Origin of the sequence: Aeromonas bivalvium (assembly GCF_000819765.1) — a bacterium.
Lineage (GTDB): Bacteria > Pseudomonadota > Gammaproteobacteria > Enterobacterales > Aeromonadaceae > Aeromonas > Aeromonas bivalvium.
Genome location: NZ_CDBT01000063.1, coordinates 175,773 through 192,355, shown reverse-complemented (window position 1 = coordinate 192,355; position 16,583 = coordinate 175,773). Strand labels below are relative to the sequence as shown.

The window sequence follows — 16,583 nt, the reverse complement described above, 5'->3', positions numbered from 1 at the left end:
CTAGTCCCCTATGGTGATGGTGCAGGTCGTGCCCGCGATCAAGACCAGATCCGGGGGAAGTTCCAGCAGCTTGATCCGCACCGGCACCCGCTGGGCCAGCCGCACCCAGGGCACGTTCGGCTTGACGTCGAGCAGCAACCCCTCGCTGCCTTCCAGGCTCTGATCGTGAATGGCCCGCCCTATGCTTTCCACCTCGCCCCTGAGTACCCGATCCCCGCTGTAGAGCACCACCTCGGCCGGTTTGCCGGGGGCGATGTGCCTGAGCTTGGTCTCTTCGAAATAGCCCTGCACATAGAAGGAGTGGGTGTCTATCAGGGCCACGAGGGGCACCCCGGCGCTGGCGTAGTTGCCGACCCTGGCCTGCAGATTGGTGATGTAGCCATCGCTCGCGGCGTGGACCTCGGTCCGGGCAAGGGACCATCTGGCCTGCTCCAGGTTGGCCTGGGCCACTTCATAGGCCGCCTTCATCGCCTGGGCATTGAGCCTGGATTCATCCACCGCCTCGGCGGAGATGACGGTACGGGCGAGGCTCTGGCGACGGTTCGCCTCGTGCTCCGCCTTGTCGAGATCCGACTTGGCCTTGGCCAGTGCCGCGCTGGCGTTGTCCAGCGCGATGCGATAGGGCTCGGGATCCAGGGTGAAGAGCCGCTCCCCCGCCTTCACCAGCTGGTTGTCCTTGACATCTATCCTGACGATCTTGCCCGACACCAGGGGCGTGATGCTGACCAGCTCGGCCCTCACCTTGCCATCCCGGGTCCAGGGACCCTGCATGTAGTAGTTCCAGAGCCACCAGAGCGACACCAGCGCCAGGGCGCACACCAGCAGGGTGGAGAAGTATTTGAGGGTTGCCAGGGGAGATTTAGCCATGTAGCAGTATCCAGAGTGCGCCACTGACGGCGAGGATAAACAGGGAGAGATCCATCAGCAGGGGGTGCCAGACCTCACCGCCATAGAGCCAGTCCCGCAGCAGATGGTGCAGCGGCAGCCAGCCGAGCAGACCGAGCAGCACCGCCTTGAACAGGGGAGGAAAGTAGAGCGAGGCCCCGAGGATCAGATCCGGCAGCGCTGAAGCAGTCGTCACGGGTGTGCCCCCTGTTGGCAGAGATGGAATGAAGAGAGAGGCCAGGGTCCGCCGGGAGACGGACAAGGCAAGGTTAACACAGCCATTGTGGGGGCTACACAAGCTGATGGCCCCCTGAGGTGTCGTCACGGGAGTGGCGCGGCAACACCTCGCCCGTCCTCCCCGCCACCCGTCGGGGCAGTCACCTCGCGTTCAATCGGCTACGGTATCTGCCGGGTGATGCACCCCGTCGCGGGTCGGCACCTCTCCCAGATCGAACGGGTTGACCCCCTCCAGACAGGCGAGGTTGTAGCCATATTCCGCCGGATTGGATCGGCGCTGGTGATGGGTGTAGATGCCGCAGACGCTGCAAAAATAGTGTTTCGCAGTGCGGGTGTTGAACTGGTAGCAGCGAAGCGCCGCCTCCCCTTGCAGGATGCGGATGCCGGAGAGCGGCACCGAGGCGACGATGGCCCCTCGCCGCCGACAGAAGGAGCAGTCGCAGCGGCGCGGATCCACCACGCCATCCGGCAGGGTCAGCTCTAGCACCACGGCGCCGCAGTGGCAGCTGGCCCTGTGTTTCGCCTGAATGGGGGTATTGCCGATGCGCGTGATCATGCTGCCTCCTTGCCGCAGTGTCAGGCTGCGAACCGGTTAATCGAACAGGGTATCTTGCCGCCCCTGCCGCACATGGTCGTGCAGGCTGCGCAGCTGGGACGCGACAACCCGGTGGCGGGAGAGCTCGGGCAGGGCGTCGATGGGGAAGTACCCCGCCCCTTTGGTTTCATCGGTGTCGGTGAGCAGAGCGCCGCCCGTCACCTCACACAGGAAGAAGGCCTTGTGGGCATGGGGCAGTTGCGGGGGATGGGGATGCTTGAGCTTGTCGAACAGGGCCAGCAGCTGCACCGCACGGCACTCCAGGCCAGTCTCCTCGCTCACTTCCCGCACCACGGCGCCCGCCGGCGAGTCGCCGATGTCGCACCAGCCCCCCGGCAGGGTCCAGCGCCCGTCGCTGCGCTCCTGCACCAGCAGGATATGACCGTCGTCGTTCTGAATGAAGGCCCGCACATCCAGCTTGGGGGTGGGATAGCCGCTATCGAGGGCAATCCAGTCATTGATGGCCTCGGGGGCCAGCGTGCTCTGGCTGGCGATGAGCGTCACAGTGGCCGCCCGCAGCGCCTCGAAACGGCCGATATCGAAGGGATCTTTGGAGTAGGTGAGTCCGGCTTGCGCCGTGGCCAGCACCTGTTCCAGGAAGGCAGCCAGCGGCGGTTGCACGGCTAGAGCCCGAGGAAACGAATGATCTGGGCCGGATAGCGCTCGAAGCCTGTGAAGGCATGGTCGCCACCGCACTCCAGGGAGAGACGGGCAAAGCGGTATTCGTCCAGCGCCTTGCGATAGTCGAGCACCTCGTCCTCCTGCTGTTGCAGCACCCAGAGCCGCTCGGGGGCGCACACCGCCACCGCCAGCGCTCTCAACTCGTCCATGTGCCCGGGCAGCAGTTCATAGCGCTCGCCGCTGTAGGGGTTGGTCTGGGGGCCCAGGTAGTCGCAGAGCAGCTCGTGGGGACGCACCGCCGGGTTGATCAGCGCCGCGCGACAACCATGCAGCTCGCTCACCCGGGTCGCCATAAAGCCGCCGAGGGAGCTGCCCACGGCGCCCAGTCGCAGGGCGCTGCCGTGGCGGGCATTCAGGTCGGCAATGACCTGCTCGATGGCAGACCAGGCAGCCGCCGGGGTGTTGGGCTGGGCCGGGATCGCCACCTCGATATCGGGTCTGTGTTCTGCCACCCAGGCCGCCATCTGCTGCGCCTTGGCCGAGCCGGGGGAGGAATTGAAACCATGCAGATAAAGCAAAACGGAGGTCATGCAGGCCTCCCTGTTGGCTGCGCCCTGGCAGAACCGGGAGAGGAGTTGAAACCGTGCAGATAAAGCAAAACGGAGGTCATGCAGGCCTCCCTGTTGGCTGCGCCCAGGCATAGCCAGGCAAGGGGTTGAAAACATGCAGGTACATGCAGGTAGAGGAGAAACGACTTCATGCAATGCTCTCCTCAATACCCGGTGGCATCGGGGTCGGGCACGAACTGCCCCAGGGGCAGGCGCCACACCTGGCTCGCCACCCGGCCATCCGGGTGCAGGGTGAGATAGCGCCAGCCCGGGCCGGATTCGTCCAGTGCGAAACCGTCGGAGAGCGGCTTGAACTGGATGCAGGTAGAGGGGCTGGCGATGAGCCGCACTCCGTGGTGCACCTCGTCAAACTCCTGATGGACGTGGCCGAACAGGATTGTCTTCTGCTGCGGGTGGCGGGCCAGCACGGCGAAGAGGTCGTCGGCATTCTTGAGATTGTGCTGATCCAGCCAGGCGCAGCCCACCGGCACCGCCTGATGGTGCAGGGCGATGAGGGCGTGGTGCTCGGGATGCTGGCGAAGCGCCTGATCCAGCGCCGCCAGCTGGTGATCCCCCAGCACCCCATGGGGTTTGCCGCGCACCTGGGTGTCCAGCAGGATCACCTGCCAGTACTCCCCCACCAGCTGCTTGGCCTCGCTGATCCCGGCCGCATGCAGGTATTCGGTCATCAGGGGGCCGTCGTCGTGGTTGCCGGGCAACCAGTAGATGGGGCGCGCCAGGGGCGCCATCATGGAGGCGAAGCGCTGGTAGGACTCCGGGCTGTGATCCTGGGAGAGATCCCCGGTGGCGAGGATAAGATCGAACGGGTGCGCGTTGGCCTGCACCTGCTCCAGCACGGCGGCCAGGCTCTCTGCGGTTCGCACGGCCAGCAGTCGTCCCTCGGCACTGGCGAAGAGATGGGTATCGGTAATCTGTAACAGGCGCACACTGCCGTCCGGCGCCTGAGGTAGCTCTGTTTCCAAAATCACGCTTCTTTTTTATAAGTTCGACTAGAGGATGTTGATCAGGCTGGTGCCGTGTTTGAGACAAAATCTTAGCCAATCGGCCAGGAATAGATTTACCTGCTCTTTTTCATCCCTGTGGTGCATTTTTTGATTGGGATAATCATAACGTGGTTGCAACATCGAAATCTGTTGCGCCGCACACACTTCCGCCATCCGCACATCGTGATACAAACGAATCTCTATACGAGCCTGCAAGTAGCTCGGCAACTCGGGATTGTGCTGGGCCAGGATCACCTGGCTGGTGAAGCGGCTCTCCTCGCTGACGGTGAGCTGGAACTGCAGGCCGTTGCCCACCTGATAGCGGCGCTCCGCCCCCACACTGCCGCCGGGGGGCAACAGCTTCATCAAGGCCATGTAGTTCACCTCGCAGGTGCGCTGCAAGGACATCAGATCAGGCACATAACGTTTCATCGGGCTCTGGACTGACGCCATCTCAGCGCTCCGCCAGCCAGCGGGCACGCAGCTCGCCGTGGTTCAGGGCCAGCCACTGCAGGGCGATGACGGAGGCGGCGTTGTCGATGCGCCCCTCCTTGAGCCAGGCATAGGCCTGCTCGCGGCTCACCCTGTGCACCCGTATGTCCTCCCCCTCCTCAGCAAGGCCGTGGATCCCTTCGGCCCGGCTCGCATCCACCTCGCCCACGAAGACCTCGATGCGCTCCGTGCTGCCGCCCGGGCTCACCAGGTAGCTGATGGCGTGCTCGCAGCGCCCCACCTCGATGCCCGCCTCTTCCACCGCCTCGCGGCGCACCACGGCCTCGGCGGTCTCCCCTTCATCTATGATGCCGGCCACCAGTTCCAGCAGCCAGGGGGTGGGGCTGGTCTCGATGGCACCGATGCGAAACTGCTCCACCAGCACGATTTCGTCCCGAACCGGATCATAAGGCAAGAGGGCGGCGGCATGGCCGCGCTCGAACAGCTCGCGGACGATGGGCTCATTCCAGCCCCCTGCAAATAACTTGTGCTGCAGGCGATAGACATTCACCTTGAAAAATCCGTTATATCCAACTGATTTTTCGATGATTTTCACATCTTCCACACCGTAGTGGCCGGTTTCTGGCAAGGCTTGCTGCGACATCCGCGACTCCCGTCGGCTTGACTTGGCCCGGTTAGACCATAAAATCCGAGTTCATGAATGAACATTCATTCACTCACGCTCGGCATCGATGAGCGATGGATTTTAGCAGTCACAGGGCATTTGGCTAGGCGTTCGCGGGAGAAACTCCCCCGGGATCTGCGGCCTGCCTCCTCGACCAGAACCGGATGGCTTTCGTTAAATTTTGCGGATAGTGACTCGATTAAGCTGAAATCCGGCTTGGTTGATGACAATATCTTTCCTACATCCAGCGGCAGCTTCGAGTTAATACATAAGGTTAAGAGAATCTATGAACAGAACACTCCTGTCAGTCATGGTCCTGCTCGGCCTCAGCGCCAGTGCCCAAGCTGAAAACTTGCTCGATATCTATACCCAGGCGCAGCAGAAAGATACCCAGCTGCGGGAGTCCAAGGCCGTTCGCGATCAGGCATTCGAGAAGATCAATGAATCCCGCGCCGCCCTCTTGCCCCAAATCAACCTGGGCGCCGGCCTCAACTACCTGAACAACAAGAACGACACCCAGACCAACAGCAATGCCACCGGCAGCCTGTCTCTGGATCAGTCCGTCTATCGTCGCAGCAACTGGGTCAACCTGGATCTGACCGAGAAGAGTGCCACCCAGTCCGACGTCGCCTATAACCTGACGGTGCAGCAACTGATGGTGCGCACCTCCCAGGCCTATTTCAATGTGCTCAAGGCCCAGGACACCCTGGAGTTCGTGCGCGCCAACAAGGCGGCGGTCGAGCGCCAGCTGGAGCAGACCCAACAGCGCTTCGAGGTGGGTCTGACCGCCATCACGGACGTGCATGAAGCGGAAGCCTCACGCGACCAGGCCCTGGCCGACGAGATCAGCGCCGAGAACACCCTGGACAACAGCTACGAAGTCTTGCGCGAGCTGACCGGGGTCGATCATCGCAATCTGGACGTGCTCAATACCGAGCGCTTCACGCCGCAGAAGACCGCCTTTGGCTCCGACAAATGGCTGGAACTGGCTCTGGACAAGAACCTGGAACTGCACAGCGCCCGCATCGGCAAGGACATCGCCAAGGAGCAGATCGATCTGGCCAAGACCGGCCATGAGCCGACCCTGGATCTGGGTGCCGGTCTGAATACCGGTTATTACGACTACAAGGACGAGATCCGCAACTCGGACGGCAACGACAACCAGGCCAACGTAGGGCTCACCTTCAAGCTGCCGCTCTATACCGGCGGCGCCACCACTTCCCAGGTCAAACAGGCCCAGTACAACTATGTGGCCGCCAGCGAGCAGCTGGAGCGCAGCTTCCGCTCGGTGCAGAGCAGCGTGCGTTCCTCCTACAACAACGTCAACGCCAGCATAGGGTCGGTGCGTGCCTACACCCAGTCCGTCATCTCGGCCGAGAGCGCCCTGAAGGCGACCGAAGCCGGTTACGAGGTGGGGACCCGCACCATAGTCGACGTCCTCGACTCCACCCGCAAGCTGTACGACGCCAAGCAGAAGCTCTCCGAGGCACGTTACAACTACATCCTCAGTATCCTCAACCTCAAGCAGGCCGCCGGCGTGCTGGAGCAGAAGGACATAGAGGATATCAACCAGGGGCTGATGCTGGCCCCGGCGGATGCCCCCAAGAGCAGCAATCGCAGCTACTGATCCGGCTCCTCTGTGAAAAAGGCGACCCCAGGGTCGCCTTTTTGCATGCTCGTGCCTCGATATTGGCCAGGCTGTCACATCATGCCATATTCCCGCTCCACCAGAGCGATGCGTACCCGATAGGCGCTGTACCAGTCCTGACGCCCCCGCCGCTGGGCCACACCGTGGTCGACCTGCCCCTTCCACTGGCGGATGGCCTCCAGGCTCTGCCAGTAGGAGACGGTAATGCCGAGCCCGTCTCTGGCCGATTCCATCCCCAGAAACCCGGGCTGCTCCCGGGCCAGGGCGACCATCTGCTCGCTCATGGCGCCATAGCCCGCATCCCCCTCCCGGCGCAGGGAGCTGAAGATCACCGCATAGTAGGGCGGGGTCAGGGCCAGCAGACCGGTTTCACTCTCGCTCATCGCTCACTTCCTCTCTCCTTGATAAAAGCGGGTCATAAAAAAACCCGGCCGAAGCCGGGTCTGGTTGACTCATCCGCGCTCGCGGATGGTCTTGATGATGTCGCTGGTGGAGCAGCCATCCTCGAAGTTGAGGACCCGCACCTCGCCGCCGTTGGCGGTCACCTCGTCATAACCGGCGATCTCTTCGGGCTGGTAGTCACCGCCCTTGACCAGCAGATCCGGCAAGATCTCGGCAATGAGGCGCTGAGGAGTGTCTTCGCCAAAGGGCACGACCCAGTCCACGGCCCCCAGGGCCGCCAGCACGGCCATGCGGCGCTCGGTCGGGTTGACCGGGCGACCCGGCCCCTTGAGGCGGCGCACCGACTCGTCGGTATTGACCGCGACGATCAGCCTGTCCCCCAGCTTGCCGGCATTGGCCAGGTAGGAGACATGACCGGCGTGCAGTATGTCGAAGCAGCCATTGGTCATCACCACCTTCTCGCCACGGCGACGGGCGGCATCGACCGCAATCTTGAGCTGCTGCTCGGAGAGCACGCCAAAGCCGGTCTCGTGCTCGTTGTAGAGGGCATTGGCCAGTTCGACCGGGCTGACGGTGGAGGTGCCCAGCTTGCCGACCACGATACCGGCGGCGGTATTGGCCAGGGCGCAGGCCTCGTCCAGGCTCTTGCCCGCGGCCAGGGCGGTGGCCAGGGTGGAGATGACGGTGTCACCGGCACCGGTCACGTCATACACCTCGTGGGCCTGGGCCGGCAGGTGCAGCTCGTCCTGGCCGGCGCGGATCAGGGTCATGCCGTTCTCGGAACGGGTCACCAGCAGGGCATCCAGTTCGAAACGCTCCACCAGCGCCAGGCCACGGCTGACCAGCTCCTGCTCGCTCTTCACCTTGCCCACCACCGCCTCGAATTCGGACATGTTGGGGGTGAGCAGGGTGGCACCACGGTACTTCTCGAAATCCGTCCCCTTGGGATCCACCAGCACGGGAATGCCGGCGGCGCGGGCGCGGGCTATCATGCCGGGCACGTCGTTGAGGGCGCCCTTGCCGTAGTCGGAGAGGATCATCACATCGGCCTGGGGCAGCGCCTGCTCCACCTTGCTCATCAGCAGGGCAGGGTCGACGGCGTGGAAGCCCTCCTCGAAATCGAGGCGCAGCAGCTGCTGGTTGCGTGACAGCACCCGCAGCTTGGTGATGGTGGGGTAATCCCCCAGGCGCACGAAGTCGCAGGCGACCTTGACCCCGGCCATCTGGCCCGCCAGTGCGTCGGCGGCCTCATCCTGCCCGGTCAGACCCAGCAGCACGGCATGGGCGCCGAGCGCAGCCGAGTTGAGCGCCACGTTGGCCGCGCCACCCGGGCGCTCCTCTATGTGCTCCACCTTGACCACGGGTACCGGCGCCTCCGGGGAGATGCGGCCGGTGGGGCCATGCCAGTAGCGATCCAACATGACATCGCCGACGACCAGGACGCGGGCTTTTTCAAAATCGGGCAGGGTGATCTTCATCTGTATCGACTCTCAAAACCTGAAAAATCAGCAGGGGATTTTATCACACTCTCCGCCGCCGTGTTAAAAAAGCCATGGGGCGCACCATTCGCCAGCGGCACGGCTTTTCGGCTAGAATCCCCCGATTGCGAGTGACCCATTCGCACGGGCGCCTATCCCCCGTGCCGGCTGGGCTCCCCTAAATGTGCATTTGCGAGCGAGAGATTTTTCATGGCCCAAGACAATGTTCCCCGCCTCACCCCAAGGCTGTTTCATCCCCGCTACTGGGGCAGCTGGCTTGGCCTGGGCCTGCTCTGGCTGCTGGTGCTCCTGCCCTGGCGCAGCCAGATGTGGCTCGGTCGCCAGCTCGGCACCCTGGCTCGCCACCTATTGAAATCCCGCGTCAAGATTGCCCGCCGCAATCTGGAACTGGCCCTGCCCGAGCTCAGCCGCGATGAACGCGAAGCCCTGCTCAGGCAGAACTTCGAGAGCGTAGGCTGTGCCATCTTCGAAGTGGGCATGGCCTGGTTCTGGCCCGACTGGCGCATGCGCCAGCTGATGACGGTCAAGGGGGAAGAACATGTGCAGGACGCCGTGGCCCGAGGCCAGGGCATGCTGCTGCTCTCCTGTCATTTTCTGACCCTGGAACTCAATGCCCGCTGCTTCGGCCTGGTGCGACCCGGGGTCGGCGTCTATCGCCCCAACACCAATCCCGTGCTGGAATACGCCCAGTACCACGGGCGCTGCGCCTCCAACAAATACCTAGTGGATCGCACCGACGTGAAGGGCATGATCAAGGCACTGCGCAACGGTGACGCCCTCTGGTATGCGCCGGATCACGACTATGGCAGCCATGCCAGCGTGTTCGTGCCCTACTTCGCGGTGGAACACGCCGCCACCATCACCGGCACCGCCACCCTGGCCCGGGTCAAGAACACAGTCACCCTACCCTGCTACAACATCCGCACCCGCCATGGCTATGAGCTGCACATAGGGGCGCCGCTGGCCGACTATCCCAGCGGTGACGAGGTGGCGGACGCCACCCGGGCCAACCGGGAGATAGAAGCCGCCGTGCGCCTGGCGCCGGAGCAGTACATGTGGCTCCATCGCCGCTTCAAGACCCGGCCCGCCAAGGGGGATCCCAGCTATTACTGATGGCTTTAATGCTAAAAAACCGCCTCGGCGGTTTTTTTTTAACATTTTTAGCCGCAAGAGGTTTTCAATCACAGCCTGATATTTTATTAATAATCAAAATGATAAGCAGGGTACCTGCCCACGAAGGGAAGCAAATGCACATGATGAAAAACCTGTTTCTAAGCGCCGCCACCCTGATGGTCTGCGCCTGCAGCCAGCAGTCTCCCCCCCTGGATCTCGGCCCCAGAGCACTGAGCACCCCCGCCGAGATTGCCGCCAACTGGCAACCCAGCCGCAAGGTAGAGCCCCGCTATCCCAGGGATGCGGTCGCCGCCGCCGAGATGGGCTGCGCCACCCTGGAGTATCTGATCACCCCGACCGGCGAGGCCGCCCAGGTGCGCATCGTATCGCGCAGTGACGAGCGCTTCTCCGACGCCGCCATCGAGGCGCTCACCCGCTGGCAGTGGCAGGCGACCGAGTTCAACAAGAGCCATCAAGCTCTCAAGGGCCAGACCCGCTTCGACTTCTGCATCGAGGTCAATGGCCAGCCCTGCGAGCAGGCGCCCCTCGCCCAGACCTGCCAGGGGAGCGACCCCGTCATCAGCACGGCCAGGATCTATACCCAGGTGCGCTGAGCGCCGGATGCGGAAAACAAGAGCGCGGGGCCCTGAGCCCCGCGCTTGTTTCATTCCAACCTTGCCTGCCCCCAGCCGTCGCCTATTGCCGCAACCAGGCGATGATGGCGAGCTGCAACACCACATAATCAGCCCGGGCCAGCCAGCGGCGACGCCCCGCCTCATCGAGCTGTGCCAGCTCGGCCAGCAGCGGCGCCATCGCCTTGTTCCACTCGGGGGCGGGCTCGCCCATGGCGACGCTATGCTCCAGCGCCTGGGCTATCAGTGCCAGACCCGCCACCAGGTCGGGCCAGGCGGCCATATCCTGTTGCAGCACGCAGACCTGCTCGTGATGCTGCCACTGCTCCAGCCCCAGCGCGATTTGCTGGCGCGGCGAGAGCGCATCGAGATCGCCCCGCTGCGGCAAGGGCCTGGCCACCAGGGCCTTGCCGAGCCCGGCCAGCCGATAGCCCCGCTGCGCCTTGGATTGCACCCCCAGCCGCAACCCGGGCATGGCCCCCAGACTCTCAGCCAGGGTGAGCAGGGCCGCCGCTGAACCGTGCTTGAGCTCCAGCTCCAGCTCGTCGATGGCTTCGCGCCCCTCCTGGCCGACTATCTCTCCCCTGTCCCAGGCCAGCTCTATCTCGGCCCCCTCCCAGGCGATCAGCCAGTGCCGACGCAGGAAATCGGTGCGAAACTGAGGCACCAGGGCCGCCTGCAACGCCGCCAGATCCTCCCCCTGGGGCCAGATGGTGGCGGGAAAATCCGCCAGACAGGGACGCTCACCTCGCACCGACCCATTGTATTCTGGCCTGGCATGCAGGCCGCCCAGCCCCTCTCCCCGGCACTTGATGGTCTGTTCGGCAAAATCATTGCTGCGACGAATGCGCAGCCCCATGTCGAGCCGGCGCAGGGCCAGATCCCGGGTATCGAAATAGATGTTGCCGAGTTCGACCTCGGAATGGTCAACAACAGTGAGTGAATTCAAGAAGATATCCAGCTTGTTCGCCATGCTGTCGGCAGGGTCGCCGAGGGCGGGATCGGCGACGAGGAATTTGATTTCAATCTCGGTTTGCATAGGTTTTCCGGGCGAAAAAGGAGTTTGGGGAGGCGATGGCCACAGGGCGCGGATATAATGCCTGCGTGACGTTAAGATGAAGTTCGCTGTTTTATTGGTCGCGCAGTTCGGTTACCATGCGCGCCTCATAGAATCGTATCGAGTGTTTTTTCACCGACACAGGTTTGACCATGCCAGTAAATACTATTTTGGGCCTTTTTGCCAAGTCACCCATCAAGCCGCTGCAAAAGCACATAGTGAAAGTTCACGAGTGTTCCCAGCAGCTTATCCCCTTCTTTGACGCCATCGCCGATGGTCGTTGGGACGATGCAGAGCGGATCCGCCAGCAGATCTCCCAGCTGGAAAAAGAAGCCGACATCCTCAAGCGTGAAATTCGTCTGAAACTGCCCCGTGGCCTGTTTCTGCCGGTGGCGCGCACCGACTTGCTGGAGCTTTTGACCCAACAGGACAAGATAGCCAACCGTGCCAAGGATATTTCCGGGCGCATGCTGGGCCGTCATATGGAATTCCCCTCCGAGATGCGTGCCGACGTCATGGCCTATCTCAAACGCTGTATCGATGCGACCGCCCAAGCCGAGAAAGCCATCGGAGAACTCGATGAACTGCTCGAAACCGGCTTCAAGGGACGTGAAGTGGAGATGGTTGCCGAGATGATCCATCAGCTGGATCTGATCGAGGACGATACTGACACCATGCAGATTGGTTTGCGGCAGAAACTCCAGACCCTGGAGCACAACTACAACCCGATCGACGTTATTTTCCTGTACAAGATCCTCGAATGGGTAGGTGATCTGGCGGATCAGGCCGAGCGCGTTGGCGCCCGCCTGGAACTGATGCTGGCTCGTTCCTAATCGACTGACTGGGTAAAAATTACTAATGGACATTATCGCGAATTACGGCACCACTCTGGTGCTCGTGGCGGCCTTGTTCGGCTTTTTGATGGCGTGGGGCATAGGCGCAAATGACGTCGCCAATGCCATGGGCACATCGGTCGGCACCAAATCCCTGACCATTCGTCAGGCCATCATCATCGCCATGATCTTCGAGTTCGCCGGGGCCTATCTGGCCGGTGGCGAGGTCACTGCCACCATACGCAATGGCATCATAGATACCACCGCCTTCACCGACAGGCCGGATATCCTGGTGCTCGGCATGATCGCCTCCCTGCTGGCGGCCGGTCTCTGGCTGATCCTGGCCTCCTACTTCGGCTGGCCCGTCTCCACCACCCACTCCATCATAGGGGCCATCGTCGGCTTCGCCGTGGTGAGCGTGGGCCCGGAAGCGGTGCAATGGAGCAAGTTCGGCGGCATCGTCGGCTCCTGGGTGGTCACGCCGGCCCTGTCCGGGGTCATCGCCTACTTCATGTTCATCAGCGTTCAGAAGCTCATCTTCAACACAGATGATCCCCTGACCAACGCCAAGCGTTACGTGCCCTTCTACATGTTCCTCACCTCCCTGGTGATCTGCCTGGTGACCATCAAGAAGGGGCTGTCCCACGTCGGTCTGCACCTGAGCAACGGCGAAGGGATCCTGCTCTCAGTGGGCATCTCGGTGGCCGTGGCCATCGCCGGCTGGTTCTACATCCGCGGTCAGAACTACAACCCGGTCGATGACAACAAGATGCACTTCGCCAACGTGGAGAAGGTGTTCGGCATCCTGATGGTGATCACCGCCTGTGCCATGGCCTTCGCCCACGGCTCCAACGACGTGGCCAACGCCATAGGCCCTCTCTCCGCCGTGGTCTCCACCGTCGAGAGCGCCGGCCAGATCACGGGTCAGTCCTCCATCGCCTGGTGGATACTGCCGCTCGGCGGCATCGGCATCGTCATCGGTCTGGCGACCATGGGCGAGAAGGTGATGGCGACCGTCGGTACCGGTATCACCCACCTGACCCCGAGCCGTGGCTTCGCCGCCCAGCTGGCGACCGCCGCCACCGTGGTCATCGCCTCCGGCACGGGTCTGCCCATCTCCACCACCCAGACCCTGGTCGGTGCCGTGATGGGTGTGGGCCTGGCCCGCGGCATCGCGGCCCTTAACCTGGGGGTGCTGCGCAATATCGTGGTCTCCTGGGTCATCACCCTGCCCGCCGGCGCCATCCTGGCCATCGCCATCTTCTACGTGCTGGAAGCCTGCTTCTCCTGATGCCGCCAAGCCAGCCAGCAAAAAGCCCGGGTCACTGACCCGGGCTTTTCTTTATCCGTTCCCCTCCCTCGCCACTAAGTCACGCCTCGCCGAGGAAGGTCCACTCATCGCGCACCCGGCTGATGGCATCGAGCCGCCGTTTGGCGAGCTGCTGGCGGATCTCCTCCCCCTTGAACCCCGCCGCTACTATCTCCTGCACCGGCACCGCCTGAGCGGCAGCCAGGGCCGCCGCCACATAGTCGGGTTCGGCATAGACCCGCTCCTCGAAGCCGGTACGGCCATGGAAGTCGGCGCGGCAGGCATCCAGCAGCTGGGCGAACCGCTCGGGTCTGCGCCAGGCATCCGCCTTGTCGAACACCTTGAGCAGGGTGGCCGGCTTGAGCTCGAAGGCGATGTGGATATGGGTGTGCAGATCGCTCACCAAGAGCGCCAGATCCCGGCAATCCCCGGGCACCTTGAAGCGCGCGCAGAAATCACGGATGAGGGGCAGGCCCTTCTGGCCATGGCCGTGGTGACTGGGCCAGAACGCGGGCGGGGTCAGCCCCTTGCCAAAGTCGTGGCACAGGGCGGCGAAGCGTACCGCCAGCGCGGGGGAACGCTGGCAGGCCTGCTCAAGCACCATCAGGGTGTGGATGCCGGTGTCGATCTCCGGGTGCCACTTGGCGGGGGCCGGCACCCCGAACAGGGCATCGAGCTCGGGGAAGAGGGCCTTGAGGGCGCCGCATTCGCGCAGCACCTCGAAGAAGACCGCAGGTGTGGGCCCCATCAGCACTTTCTCCAGCTCCTTCCAGACTCGCTCCGGGGTCAGGTGAGCCAGCTCGCCGGCCTCGGTCATCTCCCGCATCAGCCCCAGGGTCTCGGGCGCCACCACGAAGCCCTGACCGTGGAAGCGGGCGGCGAAGCGGGCGACCCGCAGGATGCGCAGGGGATCCTCGCTGAACGCCGGGGAGACGTGGCGCAGCAGGCGCGACTCGAGATCCGCCAGGCCGCCATAGGGGTCATGGAGGTTGCCCTGTTCATCCTCGGCGATGGCGTTGATGGTGAGATCCCGGCGCAACAAATCCTGCTCCAGGGTCACATCCGGCGCCGCGTGGCAGACGAAGCCGGTATAGCCCAGGCCCTGCTTGCGTTCGGTGCGCGCCAGGGCGTACTCCTCATGGGTCTCGGGGTGGAGAAACACGGGGAAGTCACGACCGACCTGGCTATACCCCAGCGCCAGCATCTGGGCCACGGTCGCCCCCACCACCAGGTGATCCTGATCGCCCCGGGGCAATCCCAACAGGCGATCCCGGATCGCTCCCCCTACCAGATAGATCTGCAAATCGACTCTCCCCTCATGGATGCAGCCCCGATTATATCGGCTTTGTCCCCCGGGTACGATGACCCCCACCAGATAGGGTTTCCGGGTCTTTGACATAACCCCGGTGAGGCTTTAACCTGCCGCCATCACAATGGAATGGATCCTTATGTACACACAGTTCTTCGGTCTGTCGGAAGCGCCCTTTTCCATCTCCCCCAACCCCAGGTATCTCTACATGAGCGAGAGACACGGGGAGGCGCTTGCCCATCTCAACTACGGCCTGCAAGAGGGCGGCGGCTTCGTGCTGCTCACCGGCGAGGTGGGAACCGGCAAGACCACTGTGTCCCGCTGCCTGCTGCAACAGCTGCCCGCCGACACCGAGATCGCCTACATCCTCAATCCCTCTCTCACCGAGCGGGATCTGCTGGCGGCCATCTGTGACGAGTACCAGCTCCCCTATGACAAGGATGCCAGCCTCAAGACCCTGTTCGACCTCATCCGCGATCACCTGCTCGCCAACCTGGCGGCGGGCAAGCGCAGCGTGGTGCTGGTCGACGAGGCCCAGCACCTCCTGCCCGGTGTGCTGGAGCAGTTGCGCCTGCTCACCAACCTGGAGACCGACGAGAAGAAGCTGCTGCAGGTGATCCTGATAGGCCAGCCCGAGTTGCAACAAATGTTGCGCCAGCCCTTGCTGCGTCAGCTGGCCCAGCGCATCACGGCCCGCTACCACCTGCTGCCCCTCTCTGCCGGGGATCTCGATGCCTATGTCCGCTTTCGCCTGCAGGTGGCCGGCTGCGTGCAACCCATCTTCACCCCCAAGGCCATCGCGACCCTGCACCGGCTCTCCGGCGGCATTCCCCGCCTCGTCAACCTCATCTGCGACCGCGCCCTGATCGGCGCCTTCGCCCGCGCCAGCCACAAGGTGAGCCACAAGGACATCGCCGTGGCCGCCTATGAGGTGAGTGGCCTTCGCGACGAGGGGAGCTGGCAATCCGGTCTGGCGGTGGCCCTGGCGGGAGCCCTGCTGGTCGCCCTCGGCTGGTGGGGCTGGCAGCTGGTTGGCGTCTTCCCCGAGCGCCCCCGCATCAAGGTGGAGGTGCCGGTGACGGTCGATGACACCGCAGAGCAGCAGGAACAGCTGACCCGCGCCATCAATCAGGCGCTGGAGCCCGAGGTCGCCATGCAGAATCTCTACAAGGTGTGGGGTTATCAGACCAGCCGCGAGGAGGCCAGCTGCGACAACGCGCCCCGCGCCGGGTTGCGCTGTCTGGAAGAAGAGGGCTCCCTGGCCGATCTCCAGGCCCTGCAATACCCGGCCCTCATCAGTCTGAACGACGAGCTGGGCGGCCTCTATTACGCAACCCTCACCCAGCTCGGGCCCGACAAGGCCTCCCTGCTCATCGGCAAGCAGAGCTGGCAGGTGGAGCGCCAGTGGCTGGAAGACAACTGGGGCGGCAGCTACACCCTGCTCTGGCGCCTGCCCAAGGGAGGGGTGGCCCTCATTGGCAGCAATGCCGGCGCCGAACAGGTGCAGTGGCTCGATACGGCCCTGAGCCGCGCCCTGCAGCAGCCCGAGCGCAAGGTGCGCCGCTTCGATGCACAGCTAAAAGCCAAGTTGCAGCAGTTCCAGCGCGAGCAGGGGCTGACTCCGGACGGCATCGCCGGCAGCAATACCCTGCTGCGCCTCAACGTGATGGCAGGGGAACCCATGCCCAAGCTGGAGGAGGCCTCCTGATGCCAA

Annotated in this window: 19 protein-coding genes; 6 read left to right on the top strand and 13 right to left on the bottom strand. The window is 63.4% G+C overall.

Features of this window, described 5'->3' with window-relative positions; genetic code table 11:
- The 9 genes from BN1119_RS18945 to nudF all read right to left on the bottom strand — a co-directional run bounded on the left by BN1119_RS18945 (position 1) and on the right by nudF (position 5,046).
- Positions 1 to 867 carry an efflux RND transporter periplasmic adaptor subunit gene (locus BN1119_RS18945; protein WP_042001927.1) on the bottom strand — a complete coding sequence of 289 codons (867 nt, stop codon included), beginning with the start codon at positions 865 to 867 and terminating at the stop codon, positions 1 to 3.
- Positions 860 to 1,102 (bottom strand): DUF1656 domain-containing protein, encoded by a 243-nt coding sequence (locus BN1119_RS18940; RefSeq protein WP_039039819.1) that lies wholly within the window; start codon positions 1,100 to 1,102, stop codon positions 860 to 862. The genes BN1119_RS18945 and BN1119_RS18940 overlap by 8 nt, the downstream gene beginning before the upstream one ends.
- Before the next feature lie 171 nt (positions 1,103 to 1,273).
- Positions 1,274 to 1,678 (bottom strand): GFA family protein, encoded by a 405-nt coding sequence (locus tag BN1119_RS18935; RefSeq protein WP_042001924.1) that lies wholly within the window; start codon positions 1,676 to 1,678, stop codon positions 1,274 to 1,276.
- Positions 1,679 to 1,714: 36 nt separating this feature from the next.
- Complete coding sequence (locus tag BN1119_RS18930; protein ID WP_042001921.1) at positions 1,715 to 2,338, bottom strand: NUDIX hydrolase; 624 nt, start codon at positions 2,336 to 2,338, stop codon at positions 1,715 to 1,717.
- A gap of 2 nt (positions 2,339 to 2,340) precedes the next feature.
- Positions 2,341 to 2,928: a YqiA/YcfP family alpha/beta fold hydrolase gene (locus BN1119_RS18925; RefSeq protein WP_042001918.1), complete on the bottom strand. Its 588-nt coding sequence runs from the start codon at positions 2,926 to 2,928 to the stop codon at positions 2,341 to 2,343.
- On the bottom strand, positions 2,925 to 3,008 hold the full coding sequence (locus BN1119_RS21150; RefSeq protein ID WP_409337755.1) for a YqiA/YcfP family alpha/beta fold hydrolase: 84 nt from the start codon (positions 3,006 to 3,008) through the stop codon (positions 2,925 to 2,927). The genes BN1119_RS18925 and BN1119_RS21150 overlap by 4 nt, the downstream gene beginning before the upstream one ends.
- 102 nt (positions 3,009 to 3,110) lie before the next feature.
- A complete protein-coding gene (gene cpdA / locus BN1119_RS18920) occupies positions 3,111 to 3,929 on the bottom strand; it encodes a 3',5'-cyclic-AMP phosphodiesterase (RefSeq protein ID WP_042001915.1) in 819 nt (272 codons plus the stop codon).
- Between the two features lie 27 nt (positions 3,930 to 3,956).
- Positions 3,957 to 4,382, bottom strand: coding sequence for a DUF1249 domain-containing protein (locus tag BN1119_RS18915; protein WP_374704017.1), 426 nt, complete (start codon positions 4,380 to 4,382; stop codon positions 3,957 to 3,959).
- A 22-nt stretch (positions 4,383 to 4,404) separates the two neighbouring features.
- Positions 4,405 to 5,046, bottom strand: coding sequence for an ADP-ribose diphosphatase (nudF, locus tag BN1119_RS18910; protein WP_042001911.1), 642 nt, complete (start codon positions 5,044 to 5,046; stop codon positions 4,405 to 4,407).
- A gap of 307 nt (positions 5,047 to 5,353) precedes the next feature.
- On the opposite strand from nudF, the gene tolC reads away from it, so the two are divergent.
- On the top strand, positions 5,354 to 6,694 hold the full coding sequence (tolC, locus tag BN1119_RS18905; protein ID WP_042001908.1) for an outer membrane channel protein TolC: 1,341 nt from the start codon (positions 5,354 to 5,356) through the stop codon (positions 6,692 to 6,694).
- A 74-nt stretch (positions 6,695 to 6,768) separates the two neighbouring features.
- Here the strand turns inward: tolC and BN1119_RS18900 are convergent, their stop codons facing one another.
- Together BN1119_RS18900 and hldE are read right to left on the bottom strand one after the other, a co-directional pair.
- Entirely contained in the window at positions 6,769 to 7,098 is a 330-nt protein-coding gene (locus BN1119_RS18900; protein WP_042001905.1) for an antibiotic biosynthesis monooxygenase family protein, read from the bottom strand.
- A 69-nt stretch (positions 7,099 to 7,167) separates the two neighbouring features.
- Positions 7,168 to 8,595, bottom strand: a complete 1,428-nt coding sequence (gene hldE, locus BN1119_RS18895) for a bifunctional D-glycero-beta-D-manno-heptose-7-phosphate kinase/D-glycero-beta-D-manno-heptose 1-phosphate adenylyltransferase HldE (RefSeq protein ID WP_042001903.1) — start codon at positions 8,593 to 8,595, stop codon at positions 7,168 to 7,170.
- A 210-nt stretch (positions 8,596 to 8,805) separates the two neighbouring features.
- On the opposite strand from hldE, the gene lpxL reads away from it, so the two are divergent.
- Together lpxL and BN1119_RS18885 are read left to right on the top strand one after the other, a co-directional pair.
- Entirely contained in the window at positions 8,806 to 9,729 is a 924-nt protein-coding gene (gene lpxL / locus BN1119_RS18890) for an LpxL/LpxP family Kdo(2)-lipid IV(A) lauroyl/palmitoleoyl acyltransferase (protein ID WP_042001900.1), read from the top strand.
- Between the two features lie 134 nt (positions 9,730 to 9,863).
- Positions 9,864 to 10,343 carry an energy transducer TonB gene (locus BN1119_RS18885; protein ID WP_244463764.1) on the top strand — a complete coding sequence of 160 codons (480 nt, stop codon included), beginning with the start codon at positions 9,864 to 9,866 and terminating at the stop codon, positions 10,341 to 10,343.
- A gap of 82 nt (positions 10,344 to 10,425) precedes the next feature.
- Here BN1119_RS18885 and BN1119_RS18880 read toward each other — a convergent pair whose 3' ends face one another.
- Positions 10,426 to 11,400, bottom strand: coding sequence for a CYTH domain-containing protein (locus tag BN1119_RS18880; RefSeq protein ID WP_042001897.1), 975 nt, complete (start codon positions 11,398 to 11,400; stop codon positions 10,426 to 10,428).
- 170 nt (positions 11,401 to 11,570) lie between these two features.
- On the opposite strand from BN1119_RS18880, the gene BN1119_RS18875 reads away from it, so the two are divergent.
- Complete coding sequence (locus BN1119_RS18875) at positions 11,571 to 12,251, top strand: TIGR00153 family protein (protein ID WP_042001894.1); 681 nt, start codon at positions 11,571 to 11,573, stop codon at positions 12,249 to 12,251.
- A 25-nt stretch (positions 12,252 to 12,276) separates the two neighbouring features.
- Positions 12,277 to 13,542: an inorganic phosphate transporter gene (locus tag BN1119_RS18870; RefSeq protein ID WP_042001891.1), complete on the top strand. Its 1,266-nt coding sequence runs from the start codon at positions 12,277 to 12,279 to the stop codon at positions 13,540 to 13,542.
- A gap of 79 nt (positions 13,543 to 13,621) precedes the next feature.
- On the opposite strand, the gene BN1119_RS18865 is transcribed toward BN1119_RS18870, so the two are convergent.
- On the bottom strand, positions 13,622 to 14,863 hold the full coding sequence (locus BN1119_RS18865) for a multifunctional CCA addition/repair protein (RefSeq protein WP_042001888.1): 1,242 nt from the start codon (positions 14,861 to 14,863) through the stop codon (positions 13,622 to 13,624).
- A 145-nt stretch (positions 14,864 to 15,008) separates the two neighbouring features.
- Between BN1119_RS18865 and BN1119_RS18860 the strand changes: the two genes are divergently transcribed.
- The gene (locus tag BN1119_RS18860) at positions 15,009 to 16,577 is read left to right on the top strand and encodes an ExeA family protein (protein ID WP_042001885.1); all 1,569 of its coding nucleotides are present in this window, start codon (positions 15,009 to 15,011) and stop codon (positions 16,575 to 16,577) included.
- Positions 16,578 to 16,583: the final 6 nt, after the last annotated feature.

Bases quoted from the DNA above. Each gene is read 5' to 3' on its own strand.
- hldE (WP_042001903.1), bottom strand. From the start codon at position 8,595: ATGAAGATCACCCTGCCCGATTTTGAAAAAGCCCGCGTCCTGGTCGTC.
- BN1119_RS18945 (WP_042001927.1), bottom strand. From the start codon at position 867: ATGGCTAAATCTCCCCTGGCAACCCTCAAATACTTCTCCACCCTGCTG.
- BN1119_RS21150 (WP_409337755.1), bottom strand. From the start codon at position 3,008: ATGACCTCCGTTTTGCTTTATCTGCACGGTTTCAACTCCTCTCCCGGT.
- BN1119_RS18885 (WP_244463764.1), top strand. From the start codon at position 9,864: ATGCACATGATGAAAAACCTGTTTCTAAGCGCCGCCACCCTGATGGTC.
- BN1119_RS18900 (WP_042001905.1), bottom strand. From the start codon at position 7,098: ATGAGCGAGAGTGAAACCGGTCTGCTGGCCCTGACCCCGCCCTACTAT.
- BN1119_RS18875 (WP_042001894.1), top strand. From the start codon at position 11,571: ATGCCAGTAAATACTATTTTGGGCCTTTTTGCCAAGTCACCCATCAAG.
- nudF (WP_042001911.1), bottom strand. From the start codon at position 5,046: ATGTCGCAGCAAGCCTTGCCAGAAACCGGCCACTACGGTGTGGAAGAT.
- lpxL (WP_042001900.1), top strand. From the start codon at position 8,806: ATGGCCCAAGACAATGTTCCCCGCCTCACCCCAAGGCTGTTTCATCCC.
- BN1119_RS18925 (WP_042001918.1), bottom strand. From the start codon at position 2,928: ATGACCTCCGTTTTGCTTTATCTGCATGGTTTCAATTCCTCCCCCGGC.
- BN1119_RS18870 (WP_042001891.1), top strand. From the start codon at position 12,277: ATGGACATTATCGCGAATTACGGCACCACTCTGGTGCTCGTGGCGGCC.
- BN1119_RS18880 (WP_042001897.1), bottom strand. From the start codon at position 11,400: ATGCAAACCGAGATTGAAATCAAATTCCTCGTCGCCGATCCCGCCCTC.
- BN1119_RS18935 (WP_042001924.1), bottom strand. From the start codon at position 1,678: ATGATCACGCGCATCGGCAATACCCCCATTCAGGCGAAACACAGGGCC.
- BN1119_RS18915 (WP_374704017.1), bottom strand. From the start codon at position 4,382: ATGAAACGTTATGTGCCTGATCTGATGTCCTTGCAGCGCACCTGCGAG.
- tolC (WP_042001908.1), top strand. From the start codon at position 5,354: ATGAACAGAACACTCCTGTCAGTCATGGTCCTGCTCGGCCTCAGCGCC.
- BN1119_RS18860 (WP_042001885.1), top strand. From the start codon at position 15,009: ATGTACACACAGTTCTTCGGTCTGTCGGAAGCGCCCTTTTCCATCTCC.